The sequence below is a fragment of the Bradyrhizobium sp. WBAH42 genome, assembly GCF_024585265.1.
Taxonomy (GTDB): Bacteria; Pseudomonadota; Alphaproteobacteria; order Rhizobiales; family Xanthobacteraceae; genus Bradyrhizobium.
In genome coordinates this window covers 5,027,889-5,047,960 of the sequence record NZ_CP036533.1, presented here as the reverse complement: position 1 = coordinate 5,047,960, position 20,072 = coordinate 5,027,889, and the positions used below count along the sequence as shown (strand labels likewise).

Here is a 20,072-nt window from a genome sequence, read left to right as displayed (position 1 = left end):
TGAGTGGAAGCTCATCACTGACCTAGCCGTCCGCAGTCGCTCCGAAGCAATCGAGAAGATCAACTGGTACGCCATGCGGTGGAAGATCGAGGTATTCCACAAGATCCTGAAATCGGGCTGCAAGGCGGAAGACTCAAAACTCCGGACCGCGGAGCGACTTGCCAATCTAATGGCGGTCTTCTGCATTCTCAGCTGGCGCGTCCTCTGGCTCACCATGCTCAATCGCATCGCCCCGGACGCGCCACCGAAGCTCGCACTGACGAATACCGAGATCGCATTGCTCGATCGACTCATCAGCGGCGCCAGCCATCGACGATGTCGCCCTGGAACCCTTGCATTTTATCTCACCAAGCTTGCACGATTGGGTGGCTACCTGGCCAGGGCGGGCGATCCGCCGCCTGGAAATGTTGTCAAATGGGACCACTATTCCGCGACGTTCGGACCGCGAGGCCGCATGGATGTTCGCCTGATTCATCACCCGCGCGCTGGCGGGATAAACGAAGCTGGCCCATCCCAGCCCCTCTATCGTCCCTCGCAGATCGTTAGGGCCGCGCGACCCGACGAAGGTGCAGTCGATCTTGGGTATTTGGAGCACCGGGCCACCGGGAGCGATTCCTGCCGGATTACCTTCTCCGCATCCTCGAAGGCCAGCGGATCATGCCCGAAGTTGACGCCCGACCTATTTCGAGATCCGCGGAATGCCTTAGAAGGGCGAGTTGGTGGAAACCGAGGGGCGCCAGCGCGTTCGGGCCTATCCGAATCATCGCTGAAGAACACGTCCTTCTCGACGCTTCGCAGCAGCAGTTCAGAGGCTCGGAGTTGTTCCTTAGGGTACAATGATTACTCAGCGGGCGCCGCATGGCTCGAGGCAAACAACAGGCCGTCAACTTAGAGGCGTCGGCGCCGGCCCCGGGTCTGGGGCGCCGAGACTTGACTCCTCATCCCGACGGCGCTCGCATCATCAACGGCTTGGCCAACCAAGAACTGGCAAGCCTTGGAACCCGCGGCGTGAGCCGAGGCTGAACTGCTTCAACAGGATACAAAGCAGGAGCACGGTGATCGCGCTCGGGCATGGAATCGGGCGACAATACCTGGTTTCGTTCGTTGGCCCACCGGTCGCGCCGTCTTCGAATGGCTCGAAATCGAGTGACATTGACGGCCTGCCGGCGATTCCCTGCTGAACGCATCCAGCAAGGGCTATTACATCTGCCTCGTGCGGCAGCTCTCGGGCGCGCAGAGCAATGAGGCCGCCGCGGCGATCATGTCGACGTGCCGCGCGTCCAATCCGCTTTGATTCCCTCGCTCAAGCCGCGTTCAGCGCCTGCGCGAGGTCCGCGATCAGGTCCGACGGGTTCTCGATGCCGATCGACAGCCGGATGGTGGAATCGAGCACGCCGATTTTCTGGCGGATGTCGGCGGGAGCGCCGGAATGGGTCATGGTCGCCGGCAGGCTCGCGAGCGACTCGGTGCCGCCGAGGCTCACCGCCAGCTTGAGGATTTGCAGCGCGTTGAGGAATTTCACTGCCGCCTCCTTGCCGCCGACGATGTCGAACGAGAAGGTCGAGCCCGCGCCCAGGCACTGCCGCGCGAACACGCGCCCCGAGGCCGAGCCCTGCTCGTGATGACCTAGGTAATGGATCTTGGTGACCTTCGGGTGGTCGCGCAGGAAGTCCGCCACGAGCCGCGCATTCGCATCGGCCTTCTCCATGCGCAGGCTGAGCGTCTCGAGCGAGCGGTTGATCATCCAGCACGAATGTGGATCGAGCTGGGTGCCGATGGCGCCGCGCAGCGCCTTGATGCCCTTCATGATCGCTTTCGATCCGAGCGCGGCGCCCGCGATCAGGTCGGAATGGCCGCCGACATATTTCGTCAGCGAATACAGCGAAACATCCGCGCCATGCTTGATCGGTCGCTGAAACACCGGCCCGAGCAGCGTGTTGTCGCAGGCGATGATCGGCGTGTGTCCCTGCGCCTTGCCGATGGCATCGGCGATGCGGCGAATCATTGCGATGTCGACGAGGCCGTTGGTCGGATTGGCGGGCGTCTCGATCAGGATCATCGAAACCCGCCCCTTGCGCATCGCCTCCTGCGAGGCGTGCTCGACTGCCATCTCGTCGATGCCGTCGGCAAAGCCGACGGCGCCGATCGACAGACGCGCGAGCGTGTTCGTCAGCAGGGTCTCCGTCCCGCCATAGAGCGGCTGCGAGTGCAGGATGACATCGCCGGGGCGAACGAAGGCCAGGATCGTGGTTGCGATGGCCGCCATGCCGGATGAGAACAGCGCGCAACTCTCCGTGCGCTCGTAGATCGCGAGCCTGTCCTCGACGATCTCGCTGTTGGGATGATTGAAGCGCGAATAGACCAGGCCCGCGCCCATGCCTTCCGGCGGCTCGCGCCGGCCGGCGATGTAGTCGAAGAAGTCCTGCCCGTCCTCGGCTGTCTTGAACACGAAGGTGGAGGTCAGGAACACCGGCGGCTTGATGGCGCCCTCCGACAATTGCGGATCATAGCCATAGGTCAGCATCAGGGTTTCCGGATGCAGCATATGATTGCCGATGTGGGTCTTCGACGGGAACGGTTTTACCATGGCTGCCTGGCTGTTCTGATGCTTACCGCGCGTTGCGCGCCTATCGGTGGTAAACGGCGGTGGTCACGAAATTGACCCCGGCCTTTTTGGAATCCTTGTTTTCCGGCGGTTTTCGCGCAGTTGTGGCATCGGGGAAGAGAGTCCCACTCTCACGCTACTTGCACGAATTTTAGCCGCTCACCTGAGCAATGCGCCGGCTTTTAGGTCGGCGCTCCGCAGTCCGATGTACAGCGCTACGTCTCATGCGAATTAACAGCCTCCTGCGGTCAAAGGCTGCTTCACAGCCGGAGGCCGTGATCATTGAGCACCCTATCCCTCAGAGCGCCCTTTATCTCGCGGGCAATTTCCTTACGGACCTTGGCCCCTAATTCTCGCTTGGCATCCTCGACGAGATCAGATTCAGTTCCACTCAAGCCTCTGTCGGCGAGCTGTTGCTCCAGTCTGCCGTCGAACTCTTCGCCCATTGCATCAATGAGCTGGTCCTGCATCGCAGCATGGTCGTCAGGGGCGATGCGAGAAACCACATCGTCCCAAGGTTGCCAGTCCGTCGCCAAATAGTCAGCAAATTCCGCCGCTTCCTTACTCCGCACGGTTATCTCTGCACTGTCAATGTCAGCGTCGGTGACGCCGGAAGCTTCAAAGAAGCGCATATTCGGTGCGACGTGTTGCAGTCCCAGCCGCTCGCGTAGCTTGTTCTGATAAGCAAGATAGAGCTCGATGGCATCGATGTTTTCGGCGTTGTCGACGGAGCCGAGTGACTGAGCCTTCTCGCGCGCAATCCCTTCCAGAGCGTCCAAGCGGAACATGACGCGCCCCAGATCGATGAGATCGGGAAGCCGCGCCCTCTCGTCATAGACGCCGTTCTCCACGTCTGCGATGAGACGTGCTGTTTGCATACCGTTCCAAGTCAACGTTCTGCGATCCTCGCAGGATTGGTTGGCGTCGGCGGCCAGTTGAAAGTACTGCGCACGCAATTGCGGGTTCTTCGCCGCCTGTCGTAGATCATTCGCCACCGACTCCTGGAATTCCTGATTGTTTGAGTTGACGGAGTCGAACAGCTTGCCGAGGAAAAGGGCGTACTCTTGAGCGCCCGGCTCTTCTGCAGAGGTCCGCCAGGCCGCCAGCACCTCCCGATCGCCCTCCTTTGGATTATCCCTGAGCCAGTATGCCACTGCTTCAGTGAGAGTGAGGGGCGCGTTCTGTTCATCGTCTGTCGAGGATAGTTCACTCACGTTGTCGCCCGGAAGCGCAACGTTTGGGTCGATATAGTCCTCGGCGCTTCGGGCTGCATGCAGATTCCTCAGCACCTGCTGCGGCAGCGGATTTCCAGACAGATCTACGTCGGCACTTGCGCCCAACTGCGTCAGCAGGTCCTCGGGTAACCTGGTTAGCTGGTTATGGTTAGCAAAGAGGCGCTCGAGCCCGGGCGGGAGCGCCTCGGGTAACCTGGTTAGCTCGTTGCGGTTAACTGCGAGAGTACTTAGCGTAGCAGGGAGGTTCTCAGGCAGACCCGTTAATTGATTGTGGCTGACGTCGAGAAGCCGAAGCTCAGCCGGGAGGGCCTCCGGCAGACTCGTCAATTGATTGTGGCTGACGTCGAGAAACCGAAGCTCAGCTGGGAGGGCCACCGGCAGATTCGGCAACTGATTGTGGCTGACGTCGAGATACTCAAGCTCAGCTGGGAGGGCCTCCGGCAGATTCGGCAACTGATTGTGGCTGACATCGAGAAACTGAAGCGCGGGAGGATGGGCGTCAGGCAGGTTCGCTAGCCGGTTGTTGCTCGCGTCGAGATAACGGAGCACGGCCGGAAGGGTGGGCAAGTTGGTCAGCTGGTTGTGACCGACGTTGAGCGCGTCGAGGGTGGCGGGCAGGGTATGGGGCAGTCTGGTTAGCCGGTTGAAGGGAACGTCGATCCGCCTGAGGTCGGTCGAAAATCTGGGCAAACTGGTCAGGGACAACGATTCGAGATCGAGATGTTGATTAGACTCAGAAAGATTTAATCGCGTTAGGGCTTCTTCTCGATCCTCGAGCGGGCCCACGTCCCGTTCGGCAGCCCAATTTTCAACCGTCTGGTCTTGATCGTCCTCCACATGAGCTGAATCTGCCACGTCATAGCCTGTCAGCACTCCGCCCCACTGCGCCCCGGCCTCGTTTTCCTGCCCCTCTTGTTCGTTCGAAGAGATCCCATCGCGGCGCTGAATATGTCCTGCCTCAAAAGGATCCATCCCATACTCCCTTGCCAAGACTGAGTAGACTCAATCCACTACGATAGATTGTAATTTCTGAAGCACTGACCTGTCGGCAAGCTGACGAAGAAGCTATCGCCAGGTGGCGGCTATTGGAAAGGCGGTGATGTTGCTCCTGAGGGGTAAGCGCGATTTTCCCCGCACGTTGACGCCGGCGGTTTTGATGGATTACCGCAGTATCGGGCAATGCCGGCCGTTCAGGCAGTGGCGGCTTTGTGGAAGTTGAAGGGCAGCAGATCGGTAATATCGGCGTCGCCGGCGCGCTGAGGCAATTCAGTGAGGACGTGGCGCAACCACGCTAACGGCTCGACACGTGAGGCGCGGCAGGTCAGCATCAGGCTGTAGACGACGGCACTGGCCTTGGCTCCGCCCACGGTGTCGCTGAACAACCAACTCTTCCTGCCAGTTGCAAAAACCCTGATGTCGCGCTCCAGAAGATTGTTGTCAATCGGCATGCTGCCGTCCCCGGTGTAACAAGATCGACAGGGCTGCTCTGCGCAAAACCGTTCTGGAATGGCCTTGCCCGTCAGGTTAATTGATTCTCGACCTCGACCAGGGCACCTTCCCTACTCGACCTTGACGTGGCGCTCCTCGATCACCTTGCGCCACGCGGGTATCCTTGCCGCAATCAGGTGGTGCAGTTCGGCAGGCGTGCTGACGCCGGACGCAGAAAGCGATCGCGCGCCGACTGATAATCCTCGTTTGGAGGAGCGGTGATCCGCCAGGTCAGTCGGGACGCGTGTTCGTTCACTTTCCGCTTGGGCCGGCGCAGTGCAGTACTGATAAGCTTTTGAGAATTACCTTATCAGTTGGCCAACCGACTCCATTTGCAATGAAGCCTTATCAGTGGCGAATGGATACGTTTGGCGTCACAGACCGCTCAGTCGCCCTCAGCTACCGCAAGCTCATCAGGACCTCGGCAGCAACGATGCGATGAAAGCCTTGGCCCGTCGGGAAAAGGGATGTCCTATGCAACCTCGTTGATTCAACTACGGTGTTTGTAACGGTCCTCCCAGCAATATCTCAACCGTAGTTGTCCGCCCGTGAGCGATGCTTGCGCCCTGCTGCCTTCCTTCAAAACGGCCGCGCGCGGATCTATTTTGTTGATCGGGCAGTCTGCCGGTCAAGCTGACGCGCGCACGGACGACCTGAGTACTTGACTTTTAATCACCGGGTCCTGGGTTCGAGCCCCAACGCGCTCACCCACAAAATCAAAGACTTAGCCAATGGTTTGAATGGCTGGCTACAAATTTTATAACCACCTTGTAGCCAGCCCGCCCCGTTGAGAAAGCGGGGCTGGCGAATCGGAAAATTGCTGCTGGCGGGCGCCAACCGGTCTAGGCTCCTCCGTTAGAAACCCGGGTGCTAGTTGCCGCATTGAACGAAATGGCCGAATCGTTCGGTAACACCTTCACCGTTGTTAAATTGACGGCGGACGACACAACAACGCAGATTTGGATCGCGCTCGCCAAACCGAGCCAAGCGATAAGACTGGTCCTCGCCGCCGTGCCGGAGGGGTGGACCGCGGAAGTGTTGAATGTCGCATTGACAGCTGCGCAGCAGCGGATGTTCGAAGAATTCAACCTGGAGCCCGGTGATGTTCACAGGTTGGACAAGTGAGGTCTCGGTCGGCCTAGATCGACTTCCTCCTTTCGCTTTCAGCGCGGTTCGCGGCCTTTAGCTGGTATCCAATGTAGTCTGGGACTTTGCCCGATCTCCGCCTGCAGCTCGACAGGGTGAATGCTAATCTCGACCCAGAAATCGACAAACTCGCGCGCCTTGCTCACCGTACTTCCCTAAGCCAAACCATGGCTATGGTTAACGCTGGTCGGGGAACAGAGCAAGTCAGCCCGAGACGGGCCCTACCAGCGAAATAGAAAACGCCCCGCCACCTTTCGATGCCGGGGTTTCTGAGCGCTGGCGTTGCTCTGCTGGGGAGCGATCGCAACATGGCCAGCGTTGTGGGAATTGCTCCGCCGCTTCCGCTTTGTATTTTGCCAATTCGAGCGTTGCGAGCCGAACCTGGGGTAGCTCCAACAAATCGCCCGCCAGCCCATTGGCGACGCGTTTCATCCAGCCATGCGTCGGATCGTTTCCCGTTTGGTTAGGGTTGGCTGCAAAGTTACAGCTTTGCAACCGGCCTGCTTTTTTGCTACACCGTAAATATGGTAAGTCAATTACGGTACACCAAAAAAGACGAGGCCGCCCAGCCACGGGGCGTGACCCTGCCGTTACGATAAGACTTCCGTAGGATGTATTAGACGCCGTGGAAGATTGGGCGTCGAAACAAGACGACAAGCCGTCGCGCTCGCCGGCCATCCGCAGGCTGGTGGAGCAAGCGCTAAGGCGAAGGTGACATAGCCTGTGTAACAACTACGACTGCTTGATATCGAGTCGGCGGGGATCTAGCGCTGCCCGAAATAGAGCGGCGAAATCACCCACCAGAAGGCGACCTCACCAATAGGGCGATACTAGCGCAAAGGGGGCCTGCTATCTGGCTGCACGATGTTGGATAACGTGTTTTGGAACGCCACTCCGATAAAGTCGCCCTGTCGCCAGATGAGGCGGCAAGGGTGGGTCGTGCGAAACTCATCGAAGGAAAGCGAAAACTCGGGGATGTCCCGGGTTCTGTTGAATTTCTGAAGAGGTCGGCGTTGCCCACCTTGAGCCGGTAGGCTCGGGGTGCTGATTCCACAAAGGAGAGCAACGCCATGACGAGAGATATCACACCGGCTGGTTCGCCGGCGACTGGGGCTGTGGACGAAGCGTTTGCGGAAGTGCGGGCGAGCTTCGATCGGTTCTGCCTTGCGGCGGGGATCGAGGCGCTCGGCACGATGATGGAGGCGGATGTGACGGCGGCCTGCGGGCCGCGCCACGGTCGCGATGCGGAGCGGCGGGCGCACCGTTGGGGCCGAACGCGGGGACGGATCGGTTTCCACGGCGGCAAGATCGAGGTCGAGCGCCCGCGGGTCCGGGGCGTGGACGGCCGCGAGGTCACGATCCCGAGCTGGGAAACGGCGACGCAGGAGGACTGGCTCGGTCGCTGGGCGATGAACCTGATGCTGATCAATATGTCGACGCGCCGGTTCGGCCGCGCCGTCCGGCTGCCCGAGGGTGACGTGCCGGCACCGCCCGGATCGGGGGTTTCGAAGTCGGCGGCCTCGCGGAGGTTCGTAGCGCTGTCGGCGGCGCGGCTGGCCGACTTCATGGCTGCCGATCTGTCCGCGCTCGACCTTCTGGTGGTCCAAATCGACGGGCTGCATCTCGGCGACGATCTCGTGCTGGTCGCCGCGATCGGGGTTGACGGCGAAGGCAACAAGCATCCGCTGGCACTGGTGGAAGGGGCGACCGAGAATGCCGCAACGGTTCAGGCCCTGCTGGACAACCTGGTCTCGCGCGGGCTCGACCCGACGGTGCCAAGACTGTTCATCGCCGACGGCGCGAAGGCGTTGTCGAAGGCGATCCGCCGCACCTTCGGTTCGGCCGCTGCGATCCAGCGCTGCCAGATCCACAAGGCGCGCAACATCATGGAACGCCTGCCGAAAGAGCATCATGCGGCCACCCGTCGGGTGCTGCGCCAGGCCTGGGAGCTCGATGACGCCGACAAGGCCGAAAAATTGATCCGCAATCTCGCGCGTCGACTCGACCAGCAATGGCCCGGCGTAGCGGCCAGCATCCTCGAAGGCCTCGACGAAATCCTGACTGTCGTCCGATTGAAGTTGCCGAAGGAGCTTCGTCGATCGCTCGCCTGTACCAACATCGCCGAGAACATGATGGGCACCATTCGCCGCGTCACGCGCAACGTCAAACGCTGGCGGGATGCCGGTATGGCCTTGCGATGGGTCGCGGCCGGCATGATCGAAGCCAACAAGGGCTTCCGACGATTGAAGGCGCATAAGCAATTGTCGGTTCTGCGTGCGGCTCTTCAAGCTCACCACAATCGCATGACGATCAAGCCCGTTGCCCACATCACGAGCGTCGCATAATATTCATTCCGGAAACGCCCGCCCGACGTGACGTAGTTCAACAGCGATCGGGACATCTCCTTCAGGTTTGCGTTGCAGGCGTTTCGAGATATCCGTGAGCGTTAGGACAATTAGCTTCTCTCCCTCGGGGCATCTTCATGGCAACAGGTCTCCGCACCAGCCGATTTAGACGCCTTGCTCATGTTGCGACGTGAGGCCGACAAATCTCAGCCGTTGTCATTGGCCGGCCGTGGTGGCCGGTAATTTTGGACGCCGATCCCCCAGCTTAGGGGGGCACAATTTGAACACGATGACGTAATTGCGGTCGGCGCTCGTGGCAGACAACCTCCGTTATCGTTGAGCCTCGCAATCAAATGATTCGAAGGAGCTCCCATGAAGCAGTACGTCGGGGTGGACGTCTCACAGAGAGAAACCGCTGTGTGCGTTGTCAACGAGACTGGTCAAGTAATCTTCGAAGGAAAAGCCAAGGCCTAATCCTGGTGCCTTGACTGATCTGCTTAGCAAACATGCGCCTCATGCCGAGCGTATCGGCTTCCAGACCGGTGCGATGGCGAGTTGGCTATGGCATGAACTCCGCAGGGTCGAGCTTCCGGTGGTCTGCATCGACGCTCGGCATGCGCACGCAGCCTTGTCGGTCCGAATGAACAAGAGCGATCAGAATGATGCGCGAGGCCTTGCCGAACTGGTGCGGGTTGGATGTTATCGAGAGGTCAAAGTCAAAAGTGCGGAAAGCCAGAAGATCCGAGCGATCCTTGTCGCCAGATCTCGGCTAGTGTCCATGCGCCGAGACATCGAGAACGAGGTTCGCAGCTTGATCAAGGAATGTGGATTGCTATTCCCTCGCGCGATCGGCCAACAGTTCCGCAACCAGGTCAGCGAACTCTTGGGCGTCGATCATTTGCTTCTCAGCGTGATATCGCCGCTGCTCTCGATCCATGAGAACGTTTGTCAACAACAAGGTAAATTCGACAACGAGGTCCGCCGGTTGGCAAAGCTGGGCGATACGACGCGTCGCCTGATGAGGGTCCCGGGGGTCGGTGTCGTGACGGCCCTAACGTTCCGCCACACGATCGATGACCCCTCGCGCTTCCGATCGGCTTCGACGGTCGGCGCCTATCTGGGCCTTACCCCTCGCCGGAACCAATCTGGCGAAACTGACATCACTGGCAAGATATCGCGATGGGGCGACCGGCTTCTCCGAAGCTACCTGTTCGAAGCGGCGACCGTTCTGCTTTATCGAACGAAAAAATGGTCCTCGCTTAAGGCTTGGGGAATGAAGCTCGCAAAGCGAATTGGCGCGAAGAAGGCGAAGGTCGCCATTGCTCGGAAGATCGCCGTGATTCTCCATTGCATCTGGGTCGACGGAACGTCGTTCGACTGGGGCCAGGCGAAGCCCGCCTAATCTCGTCTCGTGAATTCCTAGTCCGCCGGGCTGGCGATGTCCCGCTGGGACGGTGGTCGTGGTGACCTCCGTCAATCGGCTGGTGGCGGTTGCTACCGCACTCCGCCCAACACGTTGAGGCACCCGACCCGGACATCATCGTGAGGCGCTTAGCGACCTCGGAAAGGACCATGACCCCAGCGATGCATCAACGGCTAACAATCGTAGATAAGCCGCGCTCGCCCCGTCTCCGCAACCCGACCAGCTCCAACGGAGCAAGCGCTACCGCCGTGCCAAGTGGAGAGCAGGGAAGCAAGGAGGTGGCTTGACATCAAACCGCAATTAAAGGGCCGATTGACACCCCGGCTGAGCGCTTACGGTCCGTTTAGCTGGGCCACTTCCTTTGAGCGTGTGAAGCCAGCCAGCGTACAAGCGCGTCGTCTGCCGGACTGGCCGACGTTGTCTCACCGTCCATTTGGGCACCATGGTAGAAGTTAGCGGTCACGTGACTCGGCGCTCATCGGAGAGAAGAAGCGCTGTCCCTACCACGCGCCGCTAACTCCACCGCCAGCCTCAGCGACGGAAGAAGGCTGACGGTAGGATACATCCACCGCAAAAAGCCGCGGCACAACTGCCAGAGTTGGCCGTCCCCTCCTCCACGACCAGTCTCTAAGCTAGTGCCTCAGGCTTGCAGAGATGGGAGACACCGCATGGCCAAACGCGTACGCATTCGTTGCATAAACAAGACTGACAGGCGAAGCGCACACGAGAGAATCAAAAATGTCGGCGGGCTAAATTCAGACGGAACGCGATGGAAGCTATCCGTTAAGAAGACTATCCGAGACCTCGAAAGCCGCGAGTGGGAGTACTACGTCGAAGAATCAGGCGTCACTGTTGAGGTCATCCTCGCTACCGACGGGCGACACAAGTACATCAAGACAACAGTGGACCGAATTCAACCGGACAATCTCCTTTCGCTCCCTGAATGTCCGTGATGATTGTCGATCACAGATCGCAGGCAGTGCGGGCGAGACTCGGCGCTGTTCGGTTGCGTTGGATCAGACGCTGTCCCTACCCCGCCCGCGCTGCCGGTGAAGTTAGCGGCACGTGACTCGGCACGAGTGCTGTCCCTGCCGCGCGCCGCTAACCTCGGGCCAGCCTCAGCGGCGAAAGAAGCTGACCGCGCTTCCCGTGGGGAGTGTAGCCCACGGGCCTCAAGTTGTATGGGCGAAAAGTCTGCCGGGCACCTACCTGAATCGGCGGCGACATTCTGTCGAGCTAGGGCTTTATGCAGCGACGCACGGGCGACGTCGGACAGTTGGACGCCGCGAATCCGTTGGATCGAATGCTGGGTGCGTCACCCGATCCGCAAATTTTCCGCTGAGTCTTTTCCGCGACTTTTCACGATGTCGAAGCTGACTTTTGCGCCCTCTGCGAGCGAAGTAAAACCAGCCTTCTCAACCGCGGAGATGTGGACAAAGACGTCATTGCCGCCCGAATCCGGTTGAATGAACCCGTAGCCCTTTGTCGGGTTGAACCATTTCACAGTACCAATAGCCACTTTCAGTTCTCCGTTTTCAAATCAAAGGTAGGGTGCGCGGTCGCTCCTAGTGGCGCGCCAACGCCCATGGCTTCAACAAGCTATAGCCGGGCGGCGTGGTCGTCTAGCCTGCAGGCAAGCGCGTCGGCTCGGGCGATTTCGAGCAGATGGCGCCGATCCGCTCGCTTACTACCCGAGTAAGGAGCCCTGTTTTTATGCTGCGCGCAGAAGCGCCGGCCGACATTCCGCCAACACCAGTCCCCAACAAGGTCAAGAGCACGTCGTTTGGCTCGGGTGTCGTCGTGCTGTCGATTCGGATGGCGAAAAAACTGTTGGTGCTTACCGTGCTGTTGCTGAAGCCGGCAACGCCTTCCATGACGTCCCAGTTTCGCCGCTCCAGATCAACGCCTCGATTCGAATCTCGCTGTTCACCTCTGTAAAACTTGCGGACGTGGTCGACCGCGAAGCCGTGAACTGATTATAGCTGAGGATGGCCGGGTCGTTATACCACGAGCGGACAAACCGCTGCGCGGGCGTGTCCTGCCACGCGGGCCCGGTGATAATTCTGGCAAACCCCACCAGCGAACGGGTTTCGTCGCCCGTCTTGTATTCGACCCCGATACTGCCAGCCGTCGAGGACGTCGAATGGCCCGTGGTTGACGCTTTCAGCGAGGTGACCACGCCTGCAGGCCTCGCCTTCTCGAAGGAAGGTCGGGCCTTTGCTGCGGAACGCGGCTGGAACGGCAATATGCACCAGTTTATCGAGTTTCTCAGTTCGCACTGCCCTGAAAAGAAAGGATGGTTGAGCGTTAGCTTAGTCCAATGATGTGGAGTTTGTCCGCTCGACATGAAGCGGATGTTTGACAGATCGTGGATGCCATCGAAAGGCCAAGAGCTGCTCTCCGTGCTCCACCCGCAATTTACCAGTTTAGCGAACCGGCGGAACTTTCCCGATCGATTGCGCCCCCGCTGACTTCCGCTCGCGCTGGATGCCCATCGCGTTCAGTAACCGCGCGATGCCAATCATTAACAGCACTCCGGCAACACTAACCACGATCTGCATCGCAAGGCCCTTCGAGAGATCGAGCAGCGCAAGTTGACTGGCGAGCGCCAGAAGGACGCCGAGACAATAGATCGGCAGCGAATTCTCGCCACAGCACTTCGCGCAGCTCAGCACCGGTGTCGATAGCCCCTCCCAATTCCGAGGAATGAATCGTAGCGCCACAATTGCAAGGGCCAAAAAATGCAGCAGCCGTATCGGACTGAGATTCGATTTATCCAGTGGAAATAGCAGGTCCCTCAAAGTGTGCGAGACCAGCGGCTCGATGCTCCAACTCTGTGCAAGGACCAGGCCGAACACTAGATAGAGAACGGCCAGAACAAGCGTCAAGCGCGCCATCACCCACGGCCGGAATTTCTCTCCCTCAATGACGCACCATGCGCCCAGCACGATCAGAAACTGCCAAGCCAGCGGATTGAAGAACCAGACGCCGTCGGGCCAGGCGGGAACTCTCCAATCAAGGACGTGCACGACCGCGTAGAGCAACAGGGACACTCCAAGCGTGACGTTCGGCGCTCGCAGCAGCAGCCACAGCAGCGGCGCGAACAGCACGTGAAAAATCACAAAAACCGGCAGGACGTCAGTGTTGACAGGCCGGTATTGCAGGATTGCGGCGTGCGCAAGGGCCGCACCCGGAAGCTCAAGCAGAATTCGCGTATTGCTCCCGTCGGCGAGATCATCGCTGCCGTAAGATAGACCAGGATAGCGCAAGCAAGTGTAAGCAGTAGAAACGCCGCGTAGATGTCCCATCCCCGGCGCAGCGAATGGCCGATCATGCCGCTCCAGCCTTCGCGCTCACGCGCCTTGCCGTAGGCCACCGCACAGGTCACGCCCGAGAGAAACATGAAGATCTCGGCGGCATCGCAGAAACCGTAGTTGCGCGGTGTCAGCCAGCTCCCGATGTTATTGGGAACATGATCGAGAAAGATCCACCATAACGCGATCCCGCGGCAGACATCGATACGCAAATCGCGGCCGGCCGCTCTGAACTCCGGCGGAGTTTCGCCGAACAATCGCGTCGAGGTTTGAGTTCGATCGTCCATCTGTTGGCCCGCGCTCGCGCCTCATAGGGTCGATAACGCGCTCCGGCTATCCGATGGATGATGGGGGCTCCTTCGTCGCCCGGCTACTCCCTAGAGCGCCAGGGTCGGGCGGATCATCGTCCTCCCAACGCGCTTCCAGGATTTTGTCGCCAACGCCCCGTATCAAAAGTTGCTTTCGCATTTCGGTGAGGCGGGCTCGGCAGTACTCGCGATAAAGCATGTCGAGTATGGTGGACATGATCGAACCTCTTCCTGATCACCACGGTCGACGTCCCATGCGACAGATTTCGACATTTCATCGGGCAGCTAAAAAGGAAGAGTGCCGGGAAGTAATTTGGGTCCGACGAATCTTAAAGGTGATGCGGCGACCAAGGCACGATAGGAAGCCGGATCAGAGGACAGTGTTGTTCTGCGGAACTTCTGCCCGCGGGCCGATAAGCCGATCAGTCGCGAGCAGTGTTAGAAAGTTCAATCTGGTCTTGCAGCCAGGGTCTTGCAACCAGGGATGTTCAAACTGGATCCGACGGCAGCAATTTGAAATAGAGCCATTACGATCATCTCCTCTTAAAGGAGATATTTGCACGTGGCATTTGCAATCAATAATTGTTGTAATTTTCTGGTCGCCACGTGAGCCAGTTCACATCAGCATCAATCACAGGTGAATGAGACTAGCAGACAACTGAAGTAGCTTCTTGGAATCCTGCGTACCTGACGGGACGGTCGGTGCGCGAAATGCAAAATCCGGATACCGGCATCTTTGGCCCGGTGGCTTATCAAGGCTGGAGCCCCATGTCTACGGACGCAGCCAATTTCGTATCGCATCGATTCTCGTCGCGCGAGCATCCGGAGCGAATGCGACTTCCACTATGGCGCGAGAGGTTTGTGCGAGGAATAGTTCACGTCGATATCGAACCTCTAACGAACGTTCCGTTTCAAGCCGACGCAACATTGCAAGCGCTCCGAGGTCTACGCACACTCGCACTGAAGGGCTCTCCCATGTGCTTCAAGCGCTTGCGGGCGAGCGTTGCTGACGGCGACGACTCAATCGGCCTCATCGTCTGCTTACCCGGCAAAAGTCGTTTGTCGCAGCGCGGCCGGGACATCGAGCTTTGCGCCGGCGACGCAACCTCGATTCTGCATTCGGAACCCGCTACCGTCACCTATATCGACGGAATGCTATTTGGTCTGGCGGTGCCCCGCGAGGCCCTTGCGCAGCGCGTGGCAGATATCGAGAGCCTCGCCATGCGGCCGATTCCCCAGAGAAACGAACCACTCCGCCTCCTCATGGCCTATCTGAAGTCAGCTTTCAAGGAAGGGGCTCTGGCCGCCCCCAAGCTGCGTGATGCGGTCGTGGCTCACACCTGTGATCTTGTTGCGCTCGCGGTCAGCGAGTGCGCTCCCTTGGGCGAGAGCGATGCGAGCGCGGTCGTGACCGCGCGCCACAGCGCCGTACTCGACTACATCGCGGCACACTTTCAGAAGCCTGGGCTTAGCGTCGAGGAGGTCGCTCATCGCCAAGGCATTTCACCTCGCTATCTGCAGCGCCTGATGGCGTCATCAGGATCATCGTTCACCGGTCATGTGAATGAGCTACGTCTCCAACTTGCGTTCAAACTGTTAACCGAGGCGCGCGTTGGCGCGCAGCTAATTTCCGACATCGCGCTGGAGGTCGGCTTCTCGGATGTTTCGCATTTCAATCGCCTGTTCCGAGCTCGCTTCGGCGATTCGCCGCGTGGGGTTCGTTACGCCGGCAGGGATCCCGGCCGAGCCACCTGCCCCTGATCGGCGCGTGCGCGAGATCCTGCTAGCGAAAGTCCGCATTCCCGCCTAGGGATTTGGACGCTATCGGCCTGGCAGCAGACCTTATGCTCACATTGAGTTTTGTCCAGTTTGACCCAAAGCGGCCCCGGAGCAGTTTGAGAAATTGGTCTTCGTCGCCCGCTTTCCTGCCCCGGCGGTCGTTATCGAAATAATGACCTCGTCATCTGCATGACCGACAGAGCGGTCGTTAAGGGCTATATGCTGCCGCAAAAGCAGCGAAAACCTGTCTATAGAATTGATCGTACGATCGACGAGCAGCTGATTGAACGCTCCCATGAGAGGGTCGAGCTGTGTTCGGCAATCCTGAAACATCCACCGCTGAGTACCTTCCTCAAGCAACGCGCCGCGACATAATGCCGAGGAAGATTGGGAATAGCAGGATTTTCCAGGCACCGAGATCATCTTCCTTGCGATAAGCTGTGGCATGGACCGCGCGATGCAGCTCCGACATTTGGAAGAAGCCGAGCGGCACATAGCTCAAGGCGAGCGCCACATCTCTGAGCAGGAGGGACGGATAGGGTTCATGGTTCGTCAGGGCTATGACACCGGCGAGGCGCGGAAGCTGCTCGATAATTTCAATGCCTCTCAAACGCAGCACCTGCAGCATCGAGACCGCATCCTCAGAGAACTAGAGCAGTAATGACGGCAAGGGCGCTCAAGTGCGGCTGCGAGCCAACTAAGCGAACTCGGCTTGGATGCTTACTTGGCGAATGCTATGCTGTTTACTCTCAAATGGGCCGTAGTGCGACGTAGGCCATATCGGCTATAGCGGCCAAGTTCGTGCGGCAGCGCAATAAGCGAACTGGACCGTAGATAAGAGATTGGCTTCAGCAACTGTCTTTAGCACTTTTCGGAGTGCGCCGCATTGGAAGTAAATGAAAGAACTGGCGCCCGGAATGAACGAAGGTGACTCGCTGGATAGGCTCCGGCGCCACATCCGCATTCTGGTCGATATCGGACGACTCGGGGGTGAAAAGGTCGATCTGCATCGCTTTCTAAATCAAGCGGTCGTTCAAGTCGCGCGCGCAGTGGAGATACACCACGTAAAGATTCTTCGATATCGTCCGCACTCCTCAGATCTCCTCTTAGTCGCAGGTGTGGGATGGAAGGATGGGGTCGTAGGGACCGCGACCTTATCGGCCGACCTACGCTCTCCACCCGGGCGCTCGTTTCAGACGGCAGAACCCGTCACCGTCCAAAATCTCGGTGAACAACAAGAATACATTCATTCGGATCTTCTGAAGGAGCATGGCATCATTTCGTTGACCAACGTTCCTGTGCTTATTGATGGTGCAGCCTGGGGTGTGCTCGAAGTGGACAGCACCAAGGCGAGAGAGTTCACCGAGGACACGACCGATTTTCTGACCGCCGCTGCCGCGCTGATAGGAGCCGTACTTCGCCACTATGCGCGGCCGGATGAAGAAGCGCGTTTGGTGGCTGCTGCTGCCGAAGCTCAAAGGCGAGAAGTACTACTTCGGGAAATGCAACATCGCGTCAAGAATAACTTTCAGCTCGTTCTATCTTCTATCTCCCTCCAAAAGCGCCGGCATCAGAGCACAGAGGTTCATCGCGAGCTGGATCATGTCGCGAGCCGTATCAACGCCATCTCGCTGGCGCATGATCAACTCGCTTCTCGACACGAAGGCCATAATGTAAACCTATCATCTTACATACGCGCACTTTGCCGCGCGATCCGTCAGCAGGTTGAAGGAGTCGAAATCGATGTCGAGTGCGACGAGCTCGAACTGAGCATCGACCGAGCATTGCCGGTCGGTCTCATCCTAAATGAGACTGCAATGAACAGCATTAAACATGCATTCGACCGGAATGGCGGCAGGATCAAGGTGCACTTGGTAGGCGGCGTCGGCTACGGCGAGGCACGTCTAACTGTATCCGACAATGGGTGTGGCATCCAGAAATCGAACGAGCATGGATCGGGTCTTAAGCTGATCGCATCGCTTGCCAAACAAATTGGTGGCGACGTCCAGCAGCAAAGTGCCGACACGGGCACAACAACAACGCTCACGTTTCCGTTCATGACGTGAACCATTCGGACCAAGGTTGAGCGGTTCTTCAATAGGATCAAGCAATGCCGTCGGGTGGCAACGCGCTACGGCAGGATCGCCGCCTACTACCTTGCATTTATTCAACTCGCGTCAATCCGGTTGTGGCTGCGCCTTAATGAGTCCGCGCCCTACGTAGCGGGCCTCATCATTTCTTGAAGCCTTGTTTGCCTTCCGTGTTCATATCCCATGTCAGCTTGGCAATCTCGGCGGCGCGCAAGCCTGCCTTCAGCGACAAGAGGACGATAACGCGATTTCTATCCGGGTGCCGGGTCGTGCCGGCGAAGAAGAGCAAGTCTCGCGCCGCTTGATCAGAAAGGATCTTGGCTTGTTTGCCTGCCATCTCGATCAAACCGAATGCTAGATTCTAGCAATTCGACTAGTCTCGCCGCAACACAATAAATGCTTATCAGTTTGTTTGACGCGATGACCTTTCGGAAGAGATCAGCGCATCCGGATGAGAGGTGCTCGGCGACTGATGAGGCTTTGAGAGTTTGCTCATGAGTGCGATCTGGATAGCTCGCGAGGCGACATGACTCGATCTTGTAAATCATTATCGTAAACGAGAGAGGAGGGAGCCTTCCAAGGCAATGTCAGCTGTCGCCCGTGAGGGTCTACGAACTTGGCATCCAGATGCGGACGGCCAGTACTTAGGGTGTCAATAAACTACGTCACCTAGCGAGGAGGAGGAGGTTGGATCTGAAACCAATCTTATCGAAGATGAGGTTAAGGAGCAGCGAGCATGGCTGCGCAAAATGGAACGACGTACGTGGAATTCGATAGTCGAGCTGTATTTCCCCCTAAGCAACCTACGATAGGATCTCCTTCGAATTCGGCTAGTAAAACTGGTTGAAGGCGCCGAAGGCGAGATTGGCGCGACAATCGAGGTACGGGACAGCGTCGCAAAACGGCGACACGGCCGCCGAATCCCGGTCCAACAGGATCTGCGACAGGCACTCATCGCCTTACGAAAGCTATCTCCGGGAAACGGACCAATCGCGCGATCGGAACGCGGCGGACCGATGACGCCACTCAGCATCGTGGTCTGGTTCAATCGCGCGTTTCAAGCGATTGGCCTCAGCGGCTGCTCGTCTCATTCCGGACGACGAACCTTTATTACGCGCGCCGCACGCCTCGTTCACAAGGCCGGCGGCTCCCTAAGGGATGTCCAGCTCCTGGCCGGCCACCGTTCGATCCAAACGACCGAGCGGTATATTGATGGTGACAGCGACGCCCAAAGGAGGCTGGTATCTTTGATTTAGGGAAGTCCCGATCATTGGCAGTGCCGGCGCAACCCCGGCACCCCACCGGAGCGGCGGTCGGATCCGCGGCCAGCTTGATCATCGCCATTTGCCGAAATGGCACTGGCCTGCCCTCGTTGGCGCCTCAGATCGGCGTCGGCTCACCAGATCCGGACCTCCATCAGATCGTGCGCGCTCGAAACACACCGCCGCTATTTGACTGGATGGTCGAGACCTTCAGCTTCCAGGGGATCTCGGACAGGGTGGCCGCGTCTTATCTTCACGCCCATGGCGGCATCACCTGGCATGAGATCAGCCAAATGGTGCGTGATCCCGCTTGCGCCCTGTTAGACAGTTATTGGACCTACGAAAGCTGCCGCTACGACAAGACTCGGCGCACGTGCAGCCACCCCCGCTATATCCGCCGGTGCCCCGTTCCCAAGGCTCCACTGAGAAATGGCCATCTCAACCAGACTGCGTTCAGCTTCTTTCTGTTTGTCAGAGATGTCGCGGATTCCGATCTTTTTGGGTGGATCGATGGCCAGCTCTCGGCGGCGGGCGAACTTGGCGATGGGTCCGCTCAAGAGGCGTTAGTCGGTCCGACCCGTCATGTTTTTGGGGTTTCGGACAAGGTTCTGACGATGACGCTTTCATCAGTCTTGATGGCGGATCGCGAGGGCCGTCCTGATTGGTATGCAGTTGGCAGTGCCATGATCGTCGTGGATCGGTTGGTTCACAACTTTCTGGTCCGAACCGGTATTTTGCAGCAACTTGGCATGGTTCACCCTTACGGTCCCCGTTGCTATGCAGACGGCGGCTGCGCCGACGTCTTGCGGCGCGTCTCGGCGCAGATCGACGCGCGCCAGTTTGACGGTGATTTTCCGCCGGATTTTCCGCGCTTTGTTCAGCACGCTCTTTGGCATTACTGCGCTGCTGACGGTTTGAACGTCTGCAACGGCAACAATATTGATGATCGCAAGTCATGCGATCTATCATCGTGCATTGTTCACAGTAATTGCGCCAAAAAAGCGCTAAAATTACAGTAATCATCGTCTATTTATGTGCAGTTTTGCGGCGATTAAAGTATTGAATCATTGCGCTTTT

At 58.5% G+C, this 20,072-nt stretch carries 13 protein-coding genes and 3 pseudogenes; 8 read left to right on the top strand and 8 right to left on the bottom strand.

What is annotated here, in order from left to right; genetic code table 11:
• Positions 1–1,303: 1,303 nt before the first annotated feature.
• The 3 genes and pseudogenes from DCG74_RS23560 to DCG74_RS23550 form a co-directional block, all read right to left on the bottom strand.
• Entirely contained in the window at positions 1,304–2,587 is a 1,284-nt protein-coding gene (locus DCG74_RS23560) for a cystathionine gamma-synthase family protein (protein ID WP_172789242.1), read from the bottom strand.
• Positions 2,588–2,865: 278 nt separating this feature from the next.
• Positions 2,866–4,812 (bottom strand): NEL-type E3 ubiquitin ligase domain-containing protein, encoded by a 1,947-nt coding sequence (locus tag DCG74_RS23555; RefSeq protein WP_172789241.1) that lies wholly within the window; start codon positions 4,810–4,812, stop codon positions 2,866–2,868.
• 218 nt (positions 4,813–5,030) lie between these two features.
• Positions 5,031–5,312: pseudogene (locus tag DCG74_RS23550) on the bottom strand (transposase domain-containing protein); the annotation flags it as partial.
• Positions 5,313–6,219: 907 nt separating this feature from the next.
• Here DCG74_RS23550 and DCG74_RS23545 point away from each other — a divergent pair.
• The 4 genes and pseudogenes from DCG74_RS23545 (at position 6,220) to DCG74_RS23530 (ending at position 11,195) form a co-directional block, all read left to right on the top strand.
• Positions 6,220–6,453 carry a hypothetical protein gene (locus tag DCG74_RS23545; protein WP_172789240.1) on the top strand — a complete coding sequence of 78 codons (234 nt, stop codon included), beginning with the start codon at positions 6,220–6,222 and terminating at the stop codon, positions 6,451–6,453.
• Between the two features lie 1,091 nt (positions 6,454–7,544).
• Complete coding sequence (locus tag DCG74_RS23540) at positions 7,545–8,819, top strand: IS256 family transposase (protein WP_172789239.1); 1,275 nt, start codon at positions 7,545–7,547, stop codon at positions 8,817–8,819.
• Between the two features lie 372 nt (positions 8,820–9,191).
• A pseudogene (locus tag DCG74_RS23535) lies at positions 9,192–10,221 on the top strand (IS110 family transposase).
• Positions 10,222–10,910: 689 nt separating this feature from the next.
• Positions 10,911–11,195: a DUF3892 domain-containing protein gene (locus DCG74_RS23530; protein WP_172789238.1), complete on the top strand. Its 285-nt coding sequence runs from the start codon at positions 10,911–10,913 to the stop codon at positions 11,193–11,195.
• 362 nt (positions 11,196–11,557) lie between these two features.
• On the opposite strand, the gene DCG74_RS23525 is transcribed toward DCG74_RS23530, so the two are convergent.
• From DCG74_RS23525 to DCG74_RS23515, 3 genes and pseudogenes are all read right to left on the bottom strand, one after another.
• Positions 11,558–11,761: a cold-shock protein gene (locus DCG74_RS23525; RefSeq protein ID WP_172789237.1), complete on the bottom strand. Its 204-nt coding sequence runs from the start codon at positions 11,759–11,761 to the stop codon at positions 11,558–11,560.
• Positions 11,762–12,079: 318 nt separating this feature from the next.
• On the bottom strand, positions 12,080–12,421 hold the full coding sequence (locus tag DCG74_RS23520; protein WP_172789236.1) for a hypothetical protein: 342 nt from the start codon (positions 12,419–12,421) through the stop codon (positions 12,080–12,082).
• Positions 12,422–12,668: 247 nt separating this feature from the next.
• Positions 12,669–13,843, bottom strand: a pseudogene (locus DCG74_RS23515) (OpgC family protein).
• A gap of 732 nt (positions 13,844–14,575) precedes the next feature.
• Here DCG74_RS23515 and DCG74_RS23510 point away from each other — a divergent pair.
• Positions 14,576–15,625: an AraC family transcriptional regulator gene (locus DCG74_RS23510; protein WP_306557874.1), complete on the top strand. Its 1,050-nt coding sequence runs from the start codon at positions 14,576–14,578 to the stop codon at positions 15,623–15,625.
• A gap of 370 nt (positions 15,626–15,995) precedes the next feature.
• Here DCG74_RS23510 and DCG74_RS23505 read toward each other — a convergent pair whose 3' ends face one another.
• Entirely contained in the window at positions 15,996–16,271 is a 276-nt protein-coding gene (locus DCG74_RS23505) for a hypothetical protein (RefSeq protein WP_172789235.1), read from the bottom strand.
• Between the two features lie 268 nt (positions 16,272–16,539).
• Here DCG74_RS23505 and DCG74_RS23500 point away from each other — a divergent pair, with 268 nt between their 5' ends.
• Positions 16,540–17,709, top strand: a complete 1,170-nt coding sequence (locus tag DCG74_RS23500) for a sensor histidine kinase (RefSeq protein WP_172789234.1) — start codon at positions 16,540–16,542, stop codon at positions 17,707–17,709.
• Between the two features lie 166 nt (positions 17,710–17,875).
• Here DCG74_RS23500 and DCG74_RS23495 read toward each other — a convergent pair whose 3' ends face one another.
• Positions 17,876–18,070: a hypothetical protein gene (locus tag DCG74_RS23495; protein WP_175421763.1), complete on the bottom strand. Its 195-nt coding sequence runs from the start codon at positions 18,068–18,070 to the stop codon at positions 17,876–17,878.
• 487 nt (positions 18,071–18,557) lie between these two features.
• Here DCG74_RS23495 and DCG74_RS23490 point away from each other — a divergent pair, with 487 nt between their 5' ends.
• Together DCG74_RS23490 and DCG74_RS23485 are read left to right on the top strand one after the other, a co-directional pair.
• Positions 18,558–18,989 carry a site-specific integrase gene (locus DCG74_RS23490; protein WP_172789250.1) on the top strand — a complete coding sequence of 144 codons (432 nt, stop codon included), beginning with the start codon at positions 18,558–18,560 and terminating at the stop codon, positions 18,987–18,989.
• A gap of 74 nt (positions 18,990–19,063) precedes the next feature.
• On the top strand, positions 19,064–20,014 hold the full coding sequence (locus DCG74_RS23485; protein ID WP_246709047.1) for a hypothetical protein: 951 nt from the start codon (positions 19,064–19,066) through the stop codon (positions 20,012–20,014).
• Positions 20,015–20,072: the final 58 nt, after the last annotated feature.